This is a genomic window from Azospirillum humicireducens (assembly GCF_001639105.2).
Taxonomy (GTDB): domain Bacteria; phylum Pseudomonadota; class Alphaproteobacteria; order Azospirillales; family Azospirillaceae; genus Azospirillum; species Azospirillum humicireducens.
Genome location: NZ_CP015285.1, coordinates 269,565 through 289,580 on the forward strand (window position 1 = coordinate 269,565; position 20,016 = coordinate 289,580).

The 20,016-nt window shown below is 66.9% G+C and carries 19 protein-coding genes and 1 tRNA gene; 11 read left to right on the forward strand and 9 right to left on the reverse strand.

Features of this window, described 5'->3' with window-relative positions; genetic code table 11:
* The first annotated feature begins 56 nt into the window (after positions 1-56).
* The 4 genes from A6A40_RS01195 (at position 57) to A6A40_RS01205 (ending at position 5,506) form a co-directional block, all read left to right on the forward strand.
* A complete protein-coding gene (locus A6A40_RS01195; RefSeq protein WP_063633770.1) occupies positions 57-2,003 on the forward strand; it encodes a PrkA family serine protein kinase in 1,947 nt (648 codons plus the stop codon).
* Between the two features lie 61 nt (positions 2,004-2,064).
* On the forward strand, positions 2,065-2,349 hold the full coding sequence (locus A6A40_RS30290; RefSeq protein WP_146191531.1) for a hypothetical protein: 285 nt from the start codon (positions 2,065-2,067) through the stop codon (positions 2,347-2,349).
* 248 nt (positions 2,350-2,597) lie between these two features.
* Positions 2,598-3,890: a YeaH/YhbH family protein gene (locus A6A40_RS01200; RefSeq protein WP_063633771.1), complete on the forward strand. Its 1,293-nt coding sequence runs from the start codon at positions 2,598-2,600 to the stop codon at positions 3,888-3,890.
* 62 nt (positions 3,891-3,952) lie between these two features.
* A complete protein-coding gene (locus A6A40_RS01205; protein WP_063633772.1) occupies positions 3,953-5,506 on the forward strand; it encodes a SpoVR family protein in 1,554 nt (517 codons plus the stop codon).
* A 22-nt stretch (positions 5,507-5,528) separates the two neighbouring features.
* Here the strand turns inward: A6A40_RS01205 and A6A40_RS01210 are convergent, their stop codons facing one another.
* Entirely contained in the window at positions 5,529-6,365 is an 837-nt protein-coding gene (locus tag A6A40_RS01210; protein ID WP_063633773.1) for a PilZ domain-containing protein, read from the reverse strand.
* Positions 6,366-6,553: 188 nt separating this feature from the next.
* On the opposite strand from A6A40_RS01210, the gene A6A40_RS01215 reads away from it, so the two are divergent.
* From A6A40_RS01215 to A6A40_RS01235, 5 genes are all read left to right on the forward strand, one after another.
* Complete coding sequence (locus A6A40_RS01215; RefSeq protein WP_063633774.1) at positions 6,554-7,705, forward strand: serine hydrolase domain-containing protein; 1,152 nt, start codon at positions 6,554-6,556, stop codon at positions 7,703-7,705.
* Positions 7,706-7,879: 174 nt separating this feature from the next.
* Entirely contained in the window at positions 7,880-9,625 is a 1,746-nt protein-coding gene (locus A6A40_RS01220) for a long-chain-fatty-acid--CoA ligase (RefSeq protein ID WP_063633775.1), read from the forward strand.
* Positions 9,622-9,912, forward strand: a complete 291-nt coding sequence (locus tag A6A40_RS01225; protein WP_063633776.1) for an acylphosphatase — start codon at positions 9,622-9,624, stop codon at positions 9,910-9,912. The genes A6A40_RS01220 and A6A40_RS01225 overlap by 4 nt, the downstream gene beginning before the upstream one ends.
* A 75-nt stretch (positions 9,913-9,987) precedes the next feature.
* Positions 9,988-10,854, forward strand: a complete 867-nt coding sequence (locus A6A40_RS01230; RefSeq protein ID WP_063633777.1) for a hypothetical protein — start codon at positions 9,988-9,990, stop codon at positions 10,852-10,854.
* On the forward strand, positions 10,841-11,353 hold the full coding sequence (locus tag A6A40_RS01235; protein ID WP_063633778.1) for a hypothetical protein: 513 nt from the start codon (positions 10,841-10,843) through the stop codon (positions 11,351-11,353). Before A6A40_RS01230 ends, A6A40_RS01235 begins: the two co-directional genes overlap by 14 nt.
* A 47-nt stretch (positions 11,354-11,400) precedes the next feature.
* Here A6A40_RS01235 and A6A40_RS01240 read toward each other — a convergent pair whose 3' ends face one another.
* Together A6A40_RS01240 and lipB are read right to left on the reverse strand one after the other, a co-directional pair.
* The gene (locus A6A40_RS01240; RefSeq protein ID WP_158279269.1) at positions 11,401-12,660 is read right to left on the reverse strand and encodes a patatin-like phospholipase family protein; all 1,260 of its coding nucleotides are present in this window, start codon (positions 12,658-12,660) and stop codon (positions 11,401-11,403) included.
* Between the two features lie 595 nt (positions 12,661-13,255).
* A complete protein-coding gene (gene lipB / locus A6A40_RS01245) occupies positions 13,256-13,918 on the reverse strand; it encodes a lipoyl(octanoyl) transferase LipB (RefSeq protein WP_236783799.1) in 663 nt (220 codons plus the stop codon).
* A 237-nt stretch (positions 13,919-14,155) separates the two neighbouring features.
* On the opposite strand from lipB, the gene A6A40_RS01250 reads away from it, so the two are divergent.
* Positions 14,156-14,240, forward strand: a tRNA-Leu gene (locus A6A40_RS01250).
* A gap of 114 nt (positions 14,241-14,354) precedes the next feature.
* Here A6A40_RS01250 and A6A40_RS01255 read toward each other — a convergent pair.
* Positions 14,355-14,657 (reverse strand): STAS domain-containing protein, encoded by a 303-nt coding sequence (locus tag A6A40_RS01255; protein WP_063633781.1) that lies wholly within the window; start codon positions 14,655-14,657, stop codon positions 14,355-14,357.
* A 341-nt stretch (positions 14,658-14,998) separates the two neighbouring features.
* Between A6A40_RS01255 and mgtE the strand changes: the two genes are divergently transcribed.
* A complete protein-coding gene (gene mgtE, locus A6A40_RS01260; protein ID WP_063633782.1) occupies positions 14,999-16,435 on the forward strand; it encodes a magnesium transporter in 1,437 nt (478 codons plus the stop codon).
* 160 nt (positions 16,436-16,595) lie between these two features.
* Here the strand turns inward: mgtE and A6A40_RS01265 are convergent, their stop codons facing one another.
* From A6A40_RS01265 to thiO, 5 genes are all read right to left on the reverse strand, one after another.
* Entirely contained in the window at positions 16,596-17,054 is a 459-nt protein-coding gene (locus A6A40_RS01265) for a hypothetical protein (RefSeq protein ID WP_236783701.1), read from the reverse strand.
* A 29-nt stretch (positions 17,055-17,083) separates the two neighbouring features.
* On the reverse strand, positions 17,084-17,527 hold the full coding sequence (locus A6A40_RS01270; protein WP_063633784.1) for a PaaI family thioesterase: 444 nt from the start codon (positions 17,525-17,527) through the stop codon (positions 17,084-17,086).
* A 107-nt stretch (positions 17,528-17,634) separates the two neighbouring features.
* Positions 17,635-18,441: a thiazole synthase gene (gene thiG, locus A6A40_RS01275; RefSeq protein ID WP_063633785.1), complete on the reverse strand. Its 807-nt coding sequence runs from the start codon at positions 18,439-18,441 to the stop codon at positions 17,635-17,637.
* 86 nt (positions 18,442-18,527) lie between these two features.
* A complete protein-coding gene (gene thiS, locus A6A40_RS01280) occupies positions 18,528-18,737 on the reverse strand; it encodes a sulfur carrier protein ThiS (RefSeq protein WP_063633786.1) in 210 nt (69 codons plus the stop codon).
* Entirely contained in the window at positions 18,734-19,915 is a 1,182-nt protein-coding gene (gene thiO / locus A6A40_RS01285; RefSeq protein ID WP_063636060.1) for a glycine oxidase ThiO, read from the reverse strand. The genes thiS and thiO overlap by 4 nt, the downstream gene beginning before the upstream one ends.
* Positions 19,916-20,016 lie beyond the last annotated feature (101 nt).

Sequence of the window (20,016 nt, forward strand, 5' to 3'; positions counted from 1 at the left end):
CGCCGCAGCCACCGGCGGCGCCCCGGCGCATCGGACCAGATAAGACGGAGCGACGAATGTTCCCGGCCGACGAACTGTTCACGCGCTACACGCAGAATTACGAGACCCGCCGCGAGACCGAGATGTCCCTCATGGACTATCTCCAGCTGTGCCGCGACGACCCCATGTCCTACGCCTCGGCCGCCGAACGCATCCTGGCCGCCATCGGCGAGCCTGAGGTTGTCGACACGGCCCGCGACCCGCGGCTGGGCCGCATCTTCATGAACCGGACCATCAAGGTGTATCCCGCCTTCTCCGAGTTCTACGGCATGGAAGAGACGATCGAACGGATCGTCGGCTTCTTCCGGCACGCCGCGCAGGGCTTGGAGGAGCGCAAGCAGATCCTCTACCTGCTGGGCCCGGTCGGCGGCGGCAAGTCGTCGCTGGCGGAGCGGCTGAAGTCGCTGGTGGAGAAATGCCCGATCTATGTCCTGAAAGCCGGCAAGGAGATCAGCCCGACCTTCGAAAGCCCGCTCGGCCTGTTCAACCCGGATGAGATCGGCGACGAGCTGGAGGACCGCTTCGGCATTCCCAAGCGCCGCCTGACCGGGCTCATGAGCCCATGGGCGGTCAAGCGCCTCGACGAGTTCGGCGGCGACATCAACCGCTTCAAGGTGGTGAAGCTGCACCCCAGCAAGCTGCGCCAGATCGGCGTGACCAAGACCGAGCCGGGCGACGAGAACAACCAGGACATCTCGTCCCTGGTCGGCAAGGTCGACATCCGCAAGCTGGAGATCTACAGCCAGAACGATCCCGACGCCTACAGCTTCTCCGGCGGCCTCAACCGGGCGACCCAGGGCATGCTGGAATTCGTCGAGATGTTCAAGGCGCCGATCAAGATGCTGCATCCGCTGCTGACCGCGACGCAGGAGGGCAACTATGTCGGGTCGGAGAATATCGGCGCCATCCCCTTCCAGGGCGTGATCCTGGCCCACTCCAACGAGGCGGAGTGGCAGACCTTCAAGAACAACAAGAACAACGAAGCCTTCATCGACCGCATCTGCGTGATCAAGGTCCCCTACTGCCTGCGGGTGGCGGAGGAGCAGAAGATCTACGAGAAGCTGGTCAACGGCTCCGATCTGGCGACCGCGCCCTGCGCACCGGCGACTCTGGAGATGCTGGCCCGCTTCTCGGTGCTGTCGCGCCTGCGCGAGCATCCCAACAGCAGCGTCTACAGCAAGATGCGGGTCTATGACGGCGAGAGCGTCAAGGAGACCGATCCCAAGGCCAAGTCGATGCAGGAGTACAAGGACCAGGGCGGCGTCGACGAGGGCATGGGCGGCATCTCCACCCGCTTCGCCTTCAAGGTGCTCGCCTCGACCTTCAACTATGATTCGACGGAGATCTCGGCCGATCCGGTCCATCTGATGTATGTGCTGGAACAGGCGATCCGGCGCGAGCAGTTCCCGGAGGAGACGGAGAAGAAATACGTCGAGTTCATCAAGGCCGAACTTGCCCCGCGCTATGCCGAGTTCATCGGCAACGAGATCCAGAAGGCCTATCTGGAATCCTACTCCGACTATGGCCAGAACCTGTTCGACCGCTATGTCGACTATGCCGACGCCTGGATCGAGGACCAGGACTTCAAGGATCCCGACACCGGCCAGCTGATGAACCGCGAACTGCTGAACCAGGAGCTGACCAAGATCGAGAAGCCGGCGGGCATCGCCAACCCGAAGGACTTCCGCAACGAGGTGGTGAAATTCGCCCTGCGGGCGAGGGCGGCGAATGCCGGCCGCAACCCGTCCTGGACCTCCTACGAGAAGATCCGCGAGGTGATCGAGAAGCGGATGTTCAGCCAGGTCGAGGATCTGCTGCCGGTGATCAGCTTCGGCTCGAAGAAGGACGGCGAGACCGAGAAGAAGCATACCGAGTTCGTCTCGCGCATGATGACCCGCGGCTACACCGAGCGGCAGGTCCGCCGGCTGGTCGAGTGGTACATGCGGGTGAAGCAGGCGGGCTGACGCAAGATTGTCGCGGCGGGGTAGCCGATCTGCCCCGCCATTTTCCAAAGGGAGAGTTACTATGGCGATTCCCTATAACGGCCCCTTCGGTGGTGCTGGTCATGAAGAGGATGTCGCGTCTGGCACGTTCAATGTTACGGTTCGTCGGTGGAGCGACAATGGAAAATTTTTAATTGCTGCTTCCTATCGATTAAATACCGAGGACGGCATCTTCATATTTAATTCTCTGCATTACCCTGAAGACTCTATTCCATGGTCAGAGGCGGTTTCATGGGCTGAAAAATTGTCGGCTGCGTATGGCGTGACTCCAAGCATACAGAACAATTCGGAACCCTGGGGACAGTAAGGTTAATATTCGAAAATATTTGGCTTGAATTGCTCTTATTGAGGTGCTGTTTGACCAGTATGGATATTTCCTCATGATATAATAGTCGCTGTTTGCATTGTGCAAATTTGTTGTCCAATACGTTGATAACGTGTTGGCACAATCCCAACATATTTAATGAGTGCTTTTCCACGGGGTGTTGTTTGGATTTGGACGGCCGGGGTGCAGATCGGCCGCGTGACGAAACGGGTGGGAGGGCCAGTCCCTTGATGAACATCATCGACCGTCGCCTGAACCCGCAGGGCAAGAGCCTGGCCAACCGCCAGCGCTTCCTGCGCCGTGCCAAGGAACAGGTGGTCAAGGCGGTGCGCGACGCCTCCGGCAAACGGGGCATCCAGGATATCGAGAACGGCGAGAAGGTGACGATCGCCGCCGGCGGGGTGCGCGAACCCTCGTTCCACCGTGCGTCCCAAGGCGGGGTGCGCGACTATGTCGTGCCCGGCAACAAGGAGTATGTGGAAGGCGACACCATCCAGCGCCCGGATGGCGGCGGCGGTGGCCGCGGCAGCGAGGGCAGCGCCGACGGCGAGGGCGAGGACGAGTTCCGCTTCGTGCTGTCGCGCGACGAGTTCCTCGACATCTTCCTTGAGGACCTGGAGCTTCCCGATCTGGTGAAGCAGAAGGTCAAGCAGTCGGAAGCGCATTCGCTGACCAGGGCCGGCTATTCGGTGTCGGGATCGCCCGCCAACCTGAATCTCGTCCGCACCATGCGGAACAGCCTGTCGCGCCGCATCGCGCTGAAACGCCCGAAGCGCGACGAGATCCGCGAGCTGGAGGAGATGCTGCGCGAGGCCGAGGAGGCCGGCGAGGATGCCGCGCAGATCCAGGCGCTGCGCGAACAGCTGGAACACATCGTCCTGCGGTCCCGCCGCATCCCCTTCATCGACCCGATCGACGTCCGCTACAACCGTTTCGAATCGGTGCCGAAGCCGATCGCCCAGGCGGTGATGTTCTGCCTGATGGACGTCTCCGGCTCGATGACCGAGCACATGAAGGATCTGGCCAAGCGCTTCTTCATGCTGCTCTACCTGTTCCTGCGGCGGCGCTACCGCTCGGTCGACATCGTCTTCATCCGCCACACCCACGAGGCCAAGGAGGTGGACGAGGAAACCTTCTTCTACTCCACCGAGACCGGCGGCACCGTGGTGTCGACCGCGCTGGAGGAGATGCAGAAGGTGGTGCAGGAGCGCTACCCGGACAGCGAATGGAACATCTACGCCGCCCAGGCGTCGGACGGCGACAACATGTCATCGGACAACGCCAAGTCGGCGACCCTGCTGCGCGACGTCATCCTGCCGATGTGCCAGTATTTCGCCTACATCGAGGTGGCGGCGGAACACAATATGGGCCTGTCGGCGCTGGGCCGCGAGACCGAGCTGTGGCGCACCTACAAGCAGGTGCAGAGCCCGGAACGCCCGCTGGCGATGCGCCGCGTCCGCTCCCGCCGGGAGATCTTCCCGGTCTTCCGCGAGCTGTTCGCCCGCGAGAAGGCGGGGGCCTGAGGAGCAAGGGGATAAACACCGCCCCCATCCCGTAGCCGGGGGGCGGTAGGGGGAGATCGAGAATGACCGCTGTGATCACCAGACCCGAGGCGCTGCTGTATGATGGCGTCGAGTGGGATTACGACAAGATCAAGCGCGTCTATGACGCCATCGAGCACATCGCGCTGAAGGAGATGGGCCTCGACGTCTATCCCAACCAGATCGAGGTCATCACCGCCGAGCAGATGCTCGACGCCTATTCGTCCATCGGCATGCCGCTGATGTACAAGCACTGGTCCTTCGGCAAGCATTTCGCCCGCGACGAGATGATGTACCGCAAGGGCTATCGCGGCCTGGCCTATGAGATCGTCATCAATTCCAGCCCCTGCATCAGCTACATCATGGAAGAGAACACCATGACGATGCAGACGCTGGTGATCGCCCACGCCGCCTTCGGCCACAATCACTTCTTCAAGAACAACCAGCTGTTCCAGCAATGGACCGACGCCCAGGGTATCCTGGATTATCTGGAATTTGCCAAGACCTACATCACCCATTGCGAGGAACGCTACGGACATGCCGCGGTGGAACGGGTGCTGGACGCCGCCCACGCGCTGATGAGCCAGGGCGTTCACAAATATCCGAAGAAGCGCTCGGATCTCCGGACCGAGCAGCGGCGCGAGCGCGAGCGGCAGGAATATCAGGACCAGACCTTCAACGACCTCTGGCGCACGGTGCCGAAGCCCGCCGCCGGCCAGCGGCCGGCCAAGTCGGTGTCGGAGCGCAAGAAGCTGCTTGGCCTGCCGGAAGAGAACATCCTCTATTTCCTGGAGAAGAAGGCGCCGCGTCTGGAGCATTGGCAGCGCGAGATCCTGCGCATCGTCCGCCATATCTCACAATACTTCTACCCGCAGAAACAGACCAAGGTGATGAACGAGGGCTGCGCCACCTACGTCCATTACCAGATCATGAGCCGCCTGCACGAGACCGGCCAGATCAGCGAAGGCGCCTTCCTGGAATTCCTGCACTCCCACACCTCCGTCGTGTTCCAGCCGGAATTCGACGACAAGCGCTTCTCCGGCATCAATCCCTATGCGCTCGGCTTCGCGATGATGCAGGACATCGCCCGCATCGCCGAGACGCCGACCGACGAGGACCGCCAGTGGTTCCCCGACCTCGCCGGCCGCGGCGACGGCATGGCGGCGGTGCGCGAGGCCTGGGCCAATTTCCGCGACGAGAGCTTCGTCCTGCAGTATCTCAGCCCGCACCTGATGCGGAAGCTGAAGCTGTTCAGCGTGCGCGACGACGCGGAAGACCCGTATCTGCTGGTCGATCACATCCACAACGAGCGCGGCTACCGCGACATCCGCAAGAAGCTGGCCCGCCAGTACGACCTCGGCTATCTGGAGCCGGACATCCAGATCGTCGACGTCGACCTTGCCGGCGACCGCAAGCTGATCCTGCAGCACCGCGTCACCAACGGCGTGCTGCTGGACGAAAGCGACGCCAAGGCGGTGCTGCGCCATATCGCCAATTTGTGGGGCTACGAGGTGCAGCTGATCGAGGTGTCGGCCATCTCCGAGGCGATCCTGAAGGAACACGCCGTCACCGCGCCGAGCGGGGTCGGGGTGGTGTAAACGAAGGCGCGAGGGAGGGCGGTCACCGTTCCGGTTCCGGCTTGATGCCCGCATCCTTCATCGCGTGCGCCAAGTCCAGCACCACGGTGCTGATGTCGGGGAAGGACAGGGCCACCGCGCGGCGGTCGGGATCCAGGCGCACCACATGGGCGATCTGGCGGCCGCCGATGGGGTGTCCCGCCACCTCCGGTATGTCCGGACAGCGCAGGTCCAGCCGCAGCTTGCCGCCGACGGCGTGGCTGAATTCCTCCGGCGGCAGATCGACCAGCAGGCCGCGGGTCGACCAGTTGATCGTCCGGCAGCGCCGGCCCTCCGCCTCCACCAGCAGGACCGGATCCATGTAGCGGATGGCGCGGCGGCGCTCGATGCCGTTCGGCGGCTTGGCGCCGACATCGTGCTGGTCGAGCTTGCGCTTGGCCGCCTGCTTGGTCCGGTCGTCCACCCCGTCCTTGCTGGTCATCAGCGTCGCCTGCACGCGCCGTTCGACGCCGTGGCGGAACTCGTCGTCGGCGCCGAACCGCAGGGCTTTGGCGAAATGATCCTTGGCCTGGGTCAGCAGGGCGTTGCGCCCCTTCTCGTCGCCGCGATGACCGCAGCGCTCGGCCTGGACCAGCAACGTATCGACGCTGCGCTGATAGGCGCCACGCTGGATGACGCGGGCCAGTTCGCGGAACTCGGCGGCGCGCAGGCTTGGAAATTCGCGGGTCTTCAACAGCCCGGCCAGCCCCTCGGCAAGCGCGTCGACGCGGGCGGGATCGCCGGTTTCCGCCTCCCGGCGCAAGCTCCGGATGGACTCCTCCGCCTTGCGAAGCAGTTGGTCTTCCAGTTTACGGCGCTGGTCGGCGTCCATCACGGGCATGGCCCGGCCTTCCGCTGGGGCTGTTGCACAAGGATAGCGCAGGTGAGCGGCTGGCGACAGCCGGCAGTTCGTGGTTAACGGCGCCCTTGCTGGGCGCCCCAGTGGGAGCGGACCGGATTTCTTTCTGCCGCGGGAGAGCCTTCTTATCGGTGGCGACAAGCAGGACACCGGACGGGAGCGGGCAGGCGATGGGCAAGGACGACAGCAACGCGGCGATGGCCGATATGGATCTGGGGCTGCTGAGAACCGCCCTTGCCGGCCTGCTGGAGGAGGAGAGCATGAGCCCGGCCCCCGCCGGCACCGCGCTGGTCGCCTTCCTCCGCGGGCGAGGCGCCGATGCGGAGCCGTTGCGCACGCTGGAACTGCGGCGGCGCGCGGTGCCGGGCCGCAAGGGCGGCGAGACGGGGGGCGGCGAGACGGGGGGCGGTGATCAGGGGGGCGGTGGCGATCCGGCGGGGAAGCGTGCGCTGGTCTACAGCCTGACCAAGACCGTCCTGGCCGCCGCCGTGCTGCGGCTGGCCGCGCGCGGCGTCGTCGATCTGGACGGGCCGGCGGAGCGCTGGCTGCCGGAACTGGCCGGCCGGCCGGGGGCTGTCACCGTCGCCCAGCTGCTGATGCACCGGGCCGGACTGCCCGACTATGGCGGGCGGGCCGACTATCATGCCGCCGTCGCCGGCGGCGGCGATCCATGGAGCGGCGACGAGTTCCTGGCCCGCTGCGGTTTGGCCAAAAGTGAGAATGGTCCGCCGGTCGGCAGCTTCGCCTATTCCAACATCGGCTATCTGCTGGTCGGCCGGCTGCTGGAGCGGGCCGGCGGCGCCCCGCTGGCGGAGATGCTGGCACGCGAGATCTTCACCCCGCTCGGCCTGTCCAGCGCGGCGCTGCTGCGCGACCGCTCCGACCTCGCCGGGCTGTTCTTCGGCCCGAGCCCGGCCTTCGGCGGCCGGCCGGTGGCGGAGGCCTATCATCCCGGCTGGGTGTCGCATGGGGTGGTGGCGATGACGGTGTCCGATGCCTGCCGCCTCGTCCATGGCCTGACCGAGGAGTATCTGCCGGATGCCCTGCTGCGGCGGATGCGTGACGGCCTTCCGGTCGGTGGGCCGATGACCGGCAGGCCGTGGGTGGAGCCGTCCTATGGCCTCGGCCTGATGATGGAGCTTGATCCGGCGGCCGGACCCTATTGGGGCCACACCGGCGGCGGTCCGGGGGTGACGCCGGTCGCCTACCACATGCCGGGGCCGGTCCCGGTCTCGGTCGCCGTCTTCCTGGACGGCGAAGACGGGAACCTCGCCGAATGGATGGCGGTGGAAGTGCTGCACCGGTTGCGCGGCGGGCGTTAGGGGGGCGTTGGCGCAGGTCCCTTCATCTCCTGCTTGTGCCCCCGCTTGTTCATGCCCTGCGCGTAACCATCTCCTCTCCAGGGGACAATCCTCCACTCCGGCGCATAGACTTCGGGGTGTGGCGGAGCCGGGACAAACCGGTTTCCGGAAACGAACATTGGGGAGGATACGCGCATGGGAGAAGCCGCCCGCACATTGCCCGACCATCCTTGGCTTGCCTCCTACCCGCCGACGGTGGACTGGGCGATGCCGATCCCGGCCCGTCCGCTGACGGAACTGCTGGACGGCGCCGTCGCCCGCCATGGCGCCAAGCCCTGTCTGAATTTCCTGGGCAAACGCACCAGCTATCGCGAGCTGGGACAGCTGGTCGACCGCGCCGCCCGCGGCTTCCAGGCCATCGGAGTGGGGAAGGGCACGCGGGTCGGGCTGTTCCTGCCCAACACGCCCTATTACGTCATCGCTTTCTTCGGCATCCTGAAGGCCGGCGGCACGGTGGTGAACTTCAACCCGCTCTATGCCGAACGCGAACTCGTCCACCAGATCGGCGACAGCGACATCGAGCTGATGGTCACGCTGGACCTGAAGCTGCTGTACGACAAGATGGCGCGGATGCTGGCCGAGACCGGGCTGAAGCGGCTGGTGATCTGCCGCATGGCCGACATCCTGCCCTTTCCGAAGAACTGGCTGTTCCCCATCGCCAAGAAGGCGGAGATCGCGGCGATTCCGCGCGACGACCGCCACATCCCCTTCGCCCAACTGATCGCCAACGATGGCCGGCCGGCGCCGGTCGCCATCGACGCGCGCGAGGATGTCGCCGTCCTGCAATACACCGGCGGCACCACCGGCGTGCCGAAGGGCGCGATGCTGACCCATGCCAACCTCTACGCCAACACCGTCCAGTGCGCGACCTGGTACGCGGCGAAGGAGCGCAAGCCCGGCGAAGGCGCTGACGACGGGCAGGAGCGCATGCTGGGCGTGCTGCCGCTGTTCCATGTCTTCGCCATGACCGCGGTGATGAATTTCGGCCTGCATCTGGGGGCGGAGATCGTCCTGCTGCCGCGCTTCGAACTGGAGCAGGTGATGCGCACCCTGCAGAAGGAGCGGATCACCCTGTTCCCCGCCGTCCCCACCATCTACACGGCGATCAACCACCACAAGCACCTGAAGGACTTCGACCTGTCCTCCATCCGCTTCTGCATGTCGGGCGGGGCGCCGCTGCCGCTGGAGGTGAAGGAGGCGTTCGAGCGCACGACCGGCTGCACGCTGGTCGAGGGCTATGGCCTCTCGGAAAGCTCGCCCGTCGCCACTGTGAACCCGGCGGTGCTGCATGCGGCCAAGAAGGGCTCCATCGGCCTGCCGCTGCCCGGCACCATCGTCGAGATCGTCAGCCTGGAGGAGCCGCGCCGCGTGCTGCCGCCGGGCGAGAAGGGCGAGGTCTGCATCCGCGGGCCGCAGGTGATGAAGGGATACTGGCGCCGCCCGGCCGAGACCGCGCAGACGCTCGTCGACGGCCGGCTGCACACCGGTGACGTCGGGGTGATGGACGAGGACGGCTACACCACCATCGTCGACCGCATCAAGGACATGATCCTGTGCAGCGGCTTCAACGTCTATCCGCGCAATGTCGAGGAGGCGATCTACCTGCACCCCGCCGTCGCCGAGTGCGTGGTGGCCGGGGTGCCGGACGAGTATCGCGGCCAGACGGTGAAGGCCTATGTCCGGCTGGACGAGGGGCAGAGCCTGACCGCCGAGGAGCTGCACGCCTTCCTGAAGGACAAGCTGTCGCCCATCGAGATGCCGAAAGTCGTGGAATTCCGCCGGGAGCTGCCCAAGACCATGATCGGAAAGCTGTCCCGCAAGGCCCTGCTGGACGAGGAGCAGAGCAAGCGCAACGCCGCCGCGGCCGGTGGTTCCGCATGAGCGCGGTTGATCGGAAGGCGGTTCGCGTCCGCGTCCAGGGCAAGGTGCAGGGCGTGTGGTATCGCGGCTGGACCGTCGATACCGCGGGCCGGCTGGGCCTGACCGGCTGGGTCCGCAACCGGACGGACGGGACGGTGGAGGCGCTGTTCGCCGGTCCCGCCGACGCCATCGACCGCATGCTGGAGGCCTGCCGCCGCGGCCCGCCCTCTGCCATCGTCCGCGACGTGGTGTCCGAACCGGAGCAGGATCCCGGCATGGCCGGCTTCGAACAGCGGCCTACGGCGTGACGTCCGCATTAGCGTTCCGCTAACCATGACGGCGGCATGCTGGCCGGGGTCAGGGTTGGGAGGACGACAGCCGGGATGACCGCCAGGAAACCGGATGTGGCCGGTGTGAAGGCCATGCTCACCGGCGTCTTCGCCAAGGCGGCGGAGGCGAAGGGCAGGGCTGTGCGCGGGGCTATGGCGGCGCCGGCACCGAAGACCCCGGCCGTACCGGGTCGTGACGCGGCTGTCCGCCTCAGCCTGGGACCGCAGGCGGCGGAGAATGCGCCGGCGCGGCCGGCCGAACCGCCGGCCGGTCTTGCCGACCGGCTGGAACCGGCGATCCAGGCGCTGGCCCGCGACCTGGGCCGGCTTCTGGCCGCCTTCGGCATGGACGATACCGATGGCGTGGAGACGGCGCTGACCACCCGGTTCGGCGACGCGGAGCGCCGGGCTGCACTCGCGGCGCTGGATGGACGGGCAGGCGAATTGCGTCCGCTGGCGGAGGGCGGCCGGCAGGATGTGGCGGTCGAGTTGAGCGGGATCGGCCTTGTCCTGGCCGATGGACGGGTGGATGTGAGGCTGGACGCCGCCGCGCTGATGCTGGCCCGTGTGCCGGCGGACGACAAGGCGGAGGGGCTGGCGGGCGTGCTGGGCGTCCTGCGCTCCGCCATCCGGCCGGGCAAGGGGCTGACGGTCGCGACCGACCGGGTCGCCATCGACGATCTGGGCCGCGTCGTGGAGGTTTTGTCCCAAGCGATGACGAAGCCGCCGCAGGGGCTGGAAGGCACGCTGACCCTGTCGCCGCTGGGCGCGCCGGAGGAGGATGGCGGGGCGCTGGAGCTGACCCTGTCGCTCTCCGGGCTGCTGGGAGAGGTGGCGACCGCAGCATCTGCCAAACCGATGCCGGCGAAGGAAAAGCCGGTCGGCGAGATCGAGGAGCGTGGGTTCGATGTCCGGATTTGAGGCGCGCCTTGTGGCCGCCGGCTTGTTGTGCGGTCTGCTGCTTGCGGGCGGCTCCCCGGCGCTGGCCGGTGCGCTGGAGCGGACCGAGCCCGGCCATCTGCCGCCGCCGCAGCCGGGCCCCGACCTGCCCATCGCGCCGCCCATCGTGCAGTTCCCGCTGCCGCCGCAATGGATGACGATCCGCTCCAAGGAGGATTGGCGCAAGGCCGGCACGTTCGAGAAGGAGCTGAGCCGGGACTGCGCCGCCCTGCGCTTCACCGAGATCACGCCGCTGCGCTTCCGCGCCTATTTCAATGGCGAGGTGCTGGGCGTCGCCTTCGGCCATGGGCTGAACCTGAACGATCCCGACCGGAAGGCCGACCGCAAGAAGATCTACCTGTTCCGCAACGGCGATTCGACCGCCTGCACCGTGCAGTCGATGGACAACAAGGACCCGCGCGTGAACCCCGCCGGCAATCAGGCCGGAACGCCGGCCGCCGGCGGGTTCAAGAAGTACTGAAGATGCAGCCGGGACCGGCGGGGCACCGGTCCCGGCGCTGGATGCCGTCAGGTTTGGCCGGTGACGGCGTTGATCATCGCCTGCCAGACCGAGATGTCCTTACCCGGTTCGGTGGTGCTGTTCATGGTGCTTACCAGCGTGTCGGCCGCCGTCAGCCAGCTGTTGAGCGTGGAGGGGTTGTTGCTCCAGGCGGGGCCGGCGCCGGCCGGGATCTGCGGCTGAAGCCGGAAGAATTTTCCCGGCAGCAATTGGCTGAGGATGCCGTTGATCACCGTGGCGGGGGCATGCGACATCAGGTCCAGCAGCGGCATCGAGCTGATGAACGACATCCAGCCCGACGAGAGTGAGAGCGGATTCAGTCCGGATCCCCATTTCCAGACCGTTGAGTAATTCAGCCCGCTTTCGATTGCCGTCGAACCGCAGCCGACGGAAATGAAGCTCTGGATCTCCAGATCGTTCTGAATGGCGAACAGATAGGCGGCCAGTGCCGGGCTGCCTGCATAGATTCCGCCATCCAGGAAGTAGTTGATCGATTTCGCGTCGCTGCCGCTCGGATTGAACTGGAGATCATAGGGGACCGGCGGCAGCAGCATCGGGAAGGCGCTGGTCATCAGGCAGGCCTGCAACACGCTGAGACTGTTGCCGGAGGAATCCGTGGTGGTGTTCGTCAGGAAAAGCGGTCCCGGCGGCGTGGAGTTGGTGCCGCTGTTGGCGGAATAGATGCCTGCCGCCACCGGGACATCGTAGGTCGGCAGCGTTGGCGTGCCGGATGCCTGCGGGTAGTTGTTGTTGAAGGTGGTGATCAGCAGGGTCGGCTTGGCCTGCGCCAGGGTGGCGCAGCTGTCGCTGCCGGTGAAGGGGTTGGTTACCGCCGATGCGGAGAAGGTCGCAGGATTGTTCCCGTTGGGTGTGCGCAGCAGGGCCTGGGCGCCGTTCGGCGCGCCATAGCTGCCAGCGATGGTGTTGGCGAGGGCCAGATTGCCGAAGGACGGGGTATTCCCCAGCAGCATCTCGGTTTCGGTGACGCTGCCGGGAAAGATCGTCGCCGCGTTGTTCAGGTAGAAGTCCAGGGCGCCATTCGCGGTCAGCGGCCCGGTGGCTCCCGCCGTCAGCGGGGTGATCCCCAGCGCGGCCGCCAGCAGCCCGCCGGTCGATGTCCCCGCGATGTACTGGAACGCGTCGCCGGACTGCGAGGCGATGTTCGGAACCTTGCCGCCGGAAACCGTGACCGGGGTTGGCACCGTGACGCCGCCGACCGTGCCACTGCTCGCATTGCCCTCGATGTAGGACAGGAGGCGCGCGGGCACGACGCCCATCATCGCCCCGCCGTCAATGGATAGGATGTTTACAGTCCCCGATGCCATGACAAGAGTCTCCCCGAGTTGGTCTTGCGGATTCCCAGTGATGCTCGATGAGAAACCAAGAGGATTTCCGGAAATGCCGGATGCGCCTTATCGCTGCCGCAGCTGAAAAATCAGTGGCGTTCAGTTTCAATTCTGTTTGAAAGTCTTCGTGCGTCTTTTGGCAGGCCGTTTGAGCGACGTCAGGTTCTGATATCTACATCAAAAAGATGTGATGCGCGGGATGGCCAATGCGCGGTAAAAGTTGTTTTATGTTTGATCATCCATAACTTACATGAGGCGACCGTCTGGGGTAACTCCCTTATTGTGAGAAAAAGAATCAGAAAATATTCTGATTTTCAAATAATGTGGGTATTGGGTTGTATTTTAGATTGATGAATATAGTGCTTGATACGCCAAAAGGATGTGGCGCCAGTGATCGCCCGGACGCGTCTGTTCACCGCCGGCGAGCCTGAAGCCTGATCTGTCAGGCTCCTGGCCCGTTGGCGCCGGATGGGTGATACGATCTGGAGCCGCGGAGGCGGCGATGTGGATTTGCGGTTCAGTGACCGCTGTCTTCCCGCATCGCGCCGCCGAATACCTCCGGCCAGGCGGCGATCAGGGCTGAGTCGACATCCTCCATCGTCACCAGCTGGCCCAGGGCCACGATGGAGGTGACGCCATGCTCGGCGATGCCGCAGGGAACGATGCCGCCGAAATGGGACAGGTCCGGCTCCACGTTCAGGGCGATGCCGTGGAAGCTGACCCAGCGCCGCACCCGCACGCCGATGGCGGCGATCTTGTCCTCCTGGCCCTTCAGCCCGCCATAGGGCTGCTTGTCGACCCAGATGCCGACGCGGCCCTCGCGCCGTTCGCCCTTGATGTTGAAGGAGGCCAGCGTGCGGATGATCCACTCCTCCAGGTCGCGGACGAAGCCGCGGATGTCGGCGCCGCGCGCCTTCAGGTCCAGCATGACGTAGGCCACCCGCTGTCCCGGCCCATGGTAGGTGTACTGGCCGCCCCGGCCGCTGCGGTAGACGGGGAAACGGTCGGTCTCCAGCAGATCCTCGTCCCGCGCGCTGGTGCCGGCGGTGTAGAGCGGCGGATGTTCCAGCAGCCAGACCATCTCCGGCGCGGTGCCGGCGCGGATCGCCTCGACGCGCGCCTCCATCTCGGCGATGGCGTCGGGGTAGGGCACCGGTTCGTCGGAGATGCGCCACTCGATCGGCTGCGGGGCCACGGTGTCGAGCTGGGTCTGACTGGCGGACAGGCTGGTCGGGGAGGTCATTCGATGGGGTCTCTGACGGTGTCGGCTTCAGGATCGGCGGAGCGGCCGGAGGGCCGTTCCGAATTTTTCTTCGCGGATGATGATTGTAGCGCTTGATCGACCGTCGGGAAGCTGATATCTACCCGCTCCACCCGATGAGGCGCGCAAGCGGACGTCGGGAACTACCAGCCTGATGCGGTCGTGGCGGAATTGGTAGACGCGCAGCGTTGAGGTCGCTGTGGGGCAACCCGTGGAAGTTCGAGTCTTCTCGACCGCACCACTCTCCCATGCAGATGGGACCATCCCGGGGATACGGGAGTGACGAAAGGCCCGCAGGTCGAAAGACCGAGCGGGCTTTTTCGTATTGCAGCCTTTCCCGCCGGCGCGCCGGGCGTCACCGGAACTCGATACAGCGGTCGAGCGCGGCGCGGCGCAATGCGCGGACGATGTGGGGAGCGGCACCGCTGGCGACGATGTGGCCGCCGGCTTCGCGGCAGCGGTTCGCCAGGATGAACATCATGCCGATGGCGGCGGAGTCGATGAAGGTGACGAAGCGCAGGTCGATCGGCACCACCGGGGTGGCGGCAAAGTCCCAGTCGCGCAGCATGTCGTGGAAGCGGTTGCCATCCTCATAGGTGCAGCGGCCCGACAGCAGGATGCCGTCGCGGTCGCCGACGGTGGTGAAGGCATACTCCATAGCCGGGTCGGGCCCCTCTCCCCGTGATGCGGCACGCCGTGATGGGAACATGAAGGGTTGCGGCGGTGCAAGGGTATGGTGGGAAAAGCGCCGGGAGCGGCTTTTCCATGCCCGACCGGGCTGGACAAACGGCAGCGGCGCCTCTATGTCGGGGGCGCCCCCGCCGGTGCGGCTCCCGTCCTCTGCGCCGGGACCATGGTACCGCGTAGGGGTCTTCCACAACCCGCAAAGCCCGAACGCCGCCGGCCTGCCGTCCGAAGTCGCGGAGCCGCGTTGCCGTTGCCGTGCCGTCGGTCATCCCGGCATTCGGGCGTTGCCATCGTCGAAGGGAGGGTGCCGGCATGCACACCGATCCCCACACGCCGGACCTGCGGCCGGACAGCGCGGCCCATCCCCATGGACATCGTCCCATGGGCCATGAGGCGGAGGACGAACGTCCCTACGGCGTCGAGCCGGAGTTCGTGGAGGAGATCGTCGCCCTGCTGCGCGCCCGCGAACGCGACGCCGTTCTGGCGCGGCTGGAAGCGCTGCATGCCGCCGACATCGCCGACCTGATCGAGCAGGCCGACCCGGCCGAGCGCGCCGACCTCATCGACCTGCTGCCGGCGGAGCTGGACGGCGAGGTGCTGTCCTACCTGAACCCGGATCTGCGCGAAGCGCTGATCGGACGGTTCGAGCCGCAGGAACTGGCCGCCGCCGTCGCCGATCTCGACACCGACGACGCCGTCGAGCTGATCGAGGATCTGGACGCGGAGACGCGGGCGCAGATCCTGGCGAAGCTGCCCGACGCCGAACGCGCCCTGGTCCAGGAGAACCTGACCTACGACGAGGACAGCGCCGGCCGCATGATGCAGCGCGAATTGGTCGCGGTGCCGGAATTCTGGACGGTGGGCAAGACCATCGACTTCGTCCGGGCGGCGACCGATACGCTGCCGGAGGATTTCTACGACATCTTCATCGTCGATCCGATGCACCGGGTGGTGGGGGCGGTGCCGCTGTCGCGGCTGCTGCGCCAGCGCCGGGCCATGCGCATCGCCGATCTGGTCGCCGGCGAGGTCGACGTCATCCCCGCCACCATGGAACGGGCGGAGGTCGCCAACCTGTTCCGCCAATACGCCCTGGTCTCGGCCCCCGTGGTCGATCCCTCCGGCCGGCTGATCGGCGTCATCACCGTCGACGACGTGGTCCGCATCATCGACGAGGAGGCGGAGGACGACCTGCGCAAGCTGAGCGGGTCGGGCGACACCGGCGTGTTCAGCGGCATCGCCGACATCGCCCGCGGCCGCGTCGGCTGGCTGACCGTCAATCTCGCCACGGCCTTCCTGGCCTCGGGCGTCATCTCGCTGTTCGAGGGCACCATCGAGCAGATCGTGGCGCTGGCGGTGCTGATGCCCATCGTCGCCTCGATGGGCGGCAATGCCGGGACGCAGACGCTGACCGTCGTCGTCCGCGCGCTGGCGACGCACGAGCTGTCGTCGGCCAACGCCATGCGGGTGGTGGGCAAGGAACTGCTGGTCGGGCTGATCAACGGCGGCATCTTCGCCGTGATGGTCGGGGTGATCGCGCTGCTCTGGTACGGCCCGATGATCGGCATCGTCATCGGGCTCGCCATGATCATCAATCTGGTGGTGGCCGGGCTGAGCGGCGCGCTGATCCCGCTGGGGCTGGAGAAACTGGGCGTCGATCCCGCGGTGTCCAGCGCGGTGTTCCTGACGACCGTCACCGACGTCGTCGGCTTCCTGGCCTTCCTCGGGCTGGCGTCGGCGTTCCTGCTGTAAGGAGCGCGCGGCGGGAGCGGGAGAAGCCTACCGCCGCGCCGCAGCCCTTATACCAGCGGTCATTGATGATGACCGCTGGTATCCGCGCCGACTGGCGCGGCGGCGGCCCATGCCGCCGAAGCTCTTGATCCTGACAGGTCAGGATCAAGAGCCGCAGCCCTTACAGGGTGGTGGCGCTGCAGTAGGCCCAGTCCTCGCCCTGCAGCCCGAAGAAGGCGGCGACCGGCTTGGCGCCGGACCGGTCGACGACGACGCGGAACCGGCTGCCGGTGCAGGCGCCCTGGGGTTGCTTGGCGAAGGGCAGCTTGACGTGCTTGGACTTCAGGCAGGCGTCCGACATCTTCGGCGGTGCGGCCGGACCGTCCACCTTCTTGCCGTTCAGCACCATGTAGTAGTTGGTGGCCAGACCGCCCTTCACGTCGGCCTTCACCTCGATCTTGCCGAAGCGCGACTTGTAGAGGCCGGTTTCCTGCTCGCCGTCCGGGGTGCCGCTCGGCAGCGGACGGAAGGAGATGGCAGCGCAGGAGGGCGGATCCTTGGCCTCCGCCGGGGTGGAGACAGCGGCGACAGCGGCGAGGCCGCCGGCCAGCAGAAGGGCGGCGGTACGGATGGACGGCATGGAAACCCCTTTTCGAACCGGATGGACCATCATTTCGGCATCACGCAGAAGGTCGTCTGCTGCATCAGGGCACAGTCCTTCTCCACCCCGCCATCCAGCATCGACACCTCGACCTGGGTGATGACCAGGGTGCGGCCCGGCTTCACCACGCGGGCGCGGGCGATCATGACGTCGCCCTTGGCCGGCGACATCAGGTTGATCTTGAACTCCACCGCCAGCACCTCCGCCCCGGCGGGCATCAGGCTCAGCGCGGCATAGCCGCCGGCATTGTCGGCCAGCGTGCTGACCATGCCGGCATGGAAGAAGCCGTGCTGCTGCGTCAGGTCGGCGCGGAAGGGCAGCCGCATCTCGCAGAAGCCGGGCTCCATCGCCGCCATCTCGATGCCGAGCGTCCTGCAGATCGGCTGCTGTTCGAAGGAGGCGAGGCAGCGCGCCTTCCAGTCGGGGGTACGGGGGTCGAAGGTGGCGGGCACGGTCGGAGGTCTCCGGCTTGAGGGGCGCTCTCGCGACAGCCTGCGTCAGCCGCCGCGCCGGATCAAGCGGCCGATTGGACAACCGTAAGGGGCACCCCCCTTCGCCGTCAGCTGCCGATCAGTCCCATCTGCGGGCTGGAGGGTTCGGCATGGGCGCGCATCGGCATGCGGCCGGCCAGATGGGCGCCGCGCCCGGCGCTGACCGCGGCGCGCATCGCCGCCGCCATCCGCACCGGATCGCGCGCCTTCGACACCGCGGTGTTCAGCAGCACCGCGGCACAGCCCAGCTCCATCGCCAGCGCCGCGTCCGACGCGGTGCCGATGCCGGCGTCGAGCACCACCGGCACCGGACTGCGGGTGCAGATCGTCTCGATGGCATGCGGGTTGCGGATGCCCATGCCGGAGCCGATGAAGGCCCCCAGCGGCATCACCGCCGCCGCACCCAGGTCGGCCAGCTTGCGGCAGGTGACGGGATCGTCGTTGCAATAGGGCAGCACGACGAAGCCGTCATTCACCAGTTCCTCGGTTGCGCGCAGCAGCTCCTCCACATCGGGATAAAGCAGCTCGCGGTCGCCGATGACCTCCAGCTTGATCCAGGGGGTGTCCAGCGCCTCGCGCGACAGCTGGGCGGTCAGCACGGCCTCCTTGGCGGTCATGCAGCCGGCGGTGTTGGGCAGCAGCCCGACCGGGCCGGTGGGCCGCCCGGCGGTGGCGCGGGCCAGCACGTCGACGAGGCTTTCCGAATAGCCGTCCAGGCTGATGCGCCGGATCGCCAGCGTGACCAGCTCGCTGCCGCTGGCCTCCAGCGCGTCGAGCATCACCTGCTGGTTGGGATAGCCGGCGGTGCCGAGGAACAGCCGCGAGCCGAAGCCGCGCCCGGCGATGGTGAGGGTGTCGGAGGTGGGTTGGGACATGAGGGAGCCTTTGCAAAGGCCCTCTCCTTCGGCGACCGGCAAGGGGGATTCTTCCAGCGTTGCGGTGCGGGAGAGGGAAATACGGGTCAGCCGCCCTGGATCGGGCGGACGATTTCCAGGCTGTCGCCGGGCTGGAGCGGGGTCTCATGCCAGCGGCGGCGGGGAACCACGGCGCCGTTCAGGGCGACGGCGACGCCGGGCGTGCCTGCGGCGATGCCGCGCGCGGCCAGCAGTTCGGCGACCGACGCGGCGGACAGCGGCTCTTCGCGGCCGTTGATGTGGAGGACGGCGCTCATGCGGCGGCTCCTGTGGCAAGGAAACGGTCGGCGGCGAAGGGGCGCAGCAGCGGGTCGGTCTCGCCGGTCAGCACCAGACGGGCGATGCCGTCGGCGGTGACCGGGGTCAGCAGAATGCCGTTGCGGTGGTGGCCGGTGGCATGGATCAGGCCGGGAATGCCGCTCTCGCCCAGGATCGGCGCATCGTCGCGGCTGCCGGGACGGAATCCGGCCCAGGCCTCCTCGATGGGCAGCTCGGCGATGCCGGGCAGGGCGCGCCACGCCCCCTCCAGCAGCGCGAACTGGCCGCCGGCGGTCAGCCGGTCGTCGAAGCCGCGTTCCTCCGTCGTGGCGCCGATCAGCAGCCGGCCGTCCAGCCGCGGGATCAGGTAGGTGCCGGGCGTCCACACCACATGGCGCAGCAGCGGCAGCCGGGCGTCCATGCGCAGGCACACCATCTGCCCCTTGACCGGCCGCACCGGCGGTTTCGCGGCGGGCGGCAGCCCCGGCACGCCGGCCGACCATGCTCCGGCGGCCAGAATCACCCGGTCGGCCCGGTGCAGAGTTGCAGCAACCCGCACCCCGACGGCGCGACCGCCCTCCACCGCCAGCGCCACCTCGCCGCACTGCTCGTGCAGGCGGGCACCGGCGGCCAGGGCGGCGCGCTGCAGGGCGGCTGCGACCTTGCGGTTGTCGACCTGATGGTCGCCGGCACAGAACAGGGCACCGGCCACGCCCGGCTGCAGGAATGGCTCGCGCCGCCGCACCTCGGCCCCGCTCAGCCACTCGACCGGCAGGCCGAGGTCGCGCTGGAAGCCGTGCAGGAAGCGGACCTTGGCGGCATCGTCGGCGGTGAGCGCGATGACCATGGTGCCTTCGGTGCGGAGATCGACCGCCATGCCGCTGGCCGCCTCCAGGTCGCGGGCGAAGTCGGGCCACAGCGCCTGCGAGGCGCGGGTCAGCGGCAGCAGCCCGTCCTCGCCCGGCTCGGTTTCGACACAGGCGGCCAGCATGCCGCCGGCGGCATGGGTGGCGCCGCGGCCGGCCTGCCCCCGTTCGAACAGCTCGACGCGGCAGCCGGCCGCCGCCAGCCTCCAGGCGATGGCAAGGCCGATGCAGCCGGCACCGATGACGGCGACGGACGGGCGGAGTCCGGAGTCGGGAACGGAAAATGGATGCGGATCTGGCGCATGGATCATGCGGCGGCTCCCTTCGCTGGAATTACCCAGACAGGTTCGATGGGTGTGTTCTCAGCCGCGCGACCACCGCACGGCACCCCAGGCCTATGGCTTGCCTTATG